Genomic DNA, 1,430 nt, shown 5'->3' on the forward strand with positions numbered 1-1,430 from the left:
CCGGGATGCGACTGGAAGATGTCGCCACTTTATGTAAAGGTGCCGGATGCTACAATGCAATCAACCTGGATGGCGGAGGATCCAGTACTTTTGTCATCAAAGATAAAACAGGCAGTTTTAATGTATTGAACAAACCGTCCGACGGTCAATTGCGGCCGGTTATCAACGGATTAGTAATTATAAAAAAATGAATAAATCATGAAAATATATAATTCCATATATCGAACTCTATTGGGAGTAATTGCACTTGCCTGTGTGTTGACGGCTTGTGACGATTCGTACGAAGTCCGCAGGGTAGAACCTAAAATAGATGTGCAGGAGTCCGTAACAAGCAGTCCGCAGACAATGCGTATGGTTGTGCCGTTAACCTCTTCATATCCTTGGTTTGCCGAGGCTTCCGGCGACTGGATTAATATGACTAGATACAGAGGACAAGCATTGAAAGCCGATTCCATTGTCTTTTCGTGCGAGGAGAACCAAAGTATGGACGATCGTGAAGGCTGGATTGAAGTAAGGCTGATGGATCAGCTCAGTCAAAGAATAAAGGTAGTGCAAAAAGGGCGGGGGTCTCTTATCACGCTGCCTCAGAGCCTGGTCTATTTTAACCGGCAGGGTGGAGAGGTGATCATCGAAGTGGTCACTCATCAGGAATGGCAGCCGGAAGCGGCATCTAAGGACGGATTTACCTTTACCAAGGTTGATAACGGACATTTAAAGATTACTGCTTCTCTAAACGCTTCAGGGAAGGATCAAACAACAGAAATAAAGTTGTTTGACAAAGACAGGACAACTGATGCCACATTGTCGATTATTCAAAAACCGGTTGATAAAATCTTGTTTATCCCTCTGGAAAAGGAGAAAAAAGATATTGTTATCAAGAAGGAGAGCTTTGCGATTGACATTCCGGTGACGTTGAATGTGGATTACGAGTGTGTTTCTTCCGGTTCGTGGATTGAGATAAAAGCTGATCAACAGCTGCAAGGCCATAACGTACAAAATGTAGTGGTTTCGGTAGATATTGAGAACAATCAGACAGGAGTGGAACGGGATGGATTTGTGGTGATAAAGAACAAAGGCAGCGTTGTTGAGGCATCCGACACCCTTTTCATCGCCCAGAGAGGAAAAAATCAGATAATTTACGTTAAGCCCGGCGGTAACAGCGACGGGACATCCTGGGAACAAGCCTTCGGCTCAATACACGATGCTATGGGGGCAGCTTCCAATAACGGAGATATGGAAATCTGGGTTGCCAGTGGGAATTATCAGTTTTCTTCTACGCTTACATGGAAAGCCGTGAATGTATACGGGGGCTTTTCGGGAACGGAGACAAAACTTAAAGAGCGGAACCTGAAAAATAAACCCGTATTCAAAGGGGGCAATTTTAATTTCATGAATGCCTGGAATAACAATGGCGATATCTGCTGGATGGA

General features: G+C 44.4%; 2 protein-coding genes. Both read left to right on the forward strand.

All coding sequences use genetic code 11. From position 1 onward, the window contains the following. A partial coding sequence (locus B3Z75_RS01790; RefSeq protein WP_294067137.1) for a phosphodiester glycosidase family protein occupies window positions 1–191 on the forward strand: 191 nt, incomplete at its 5' end. Window positions 192–198: 7 nt separating this feature from the next. Then, on the forward strand, window positions 199–1,430 hold a 1,232-nt coding region (locus B3Z75_RS01795), incomplete at its 3' end, for a BACON domain-containing protein (protein WP_414702844.1).

Source organism: Proteiniphilum sp. UBA1028, from assembly GCF_002316955.1.
In the GTDB taxonomy this organism is placed as follows: Bacteria; Bacteroidota; Bacteroidia; order Bacteroidales; family Dysgonomonadaceae; genus Proteiniphilum.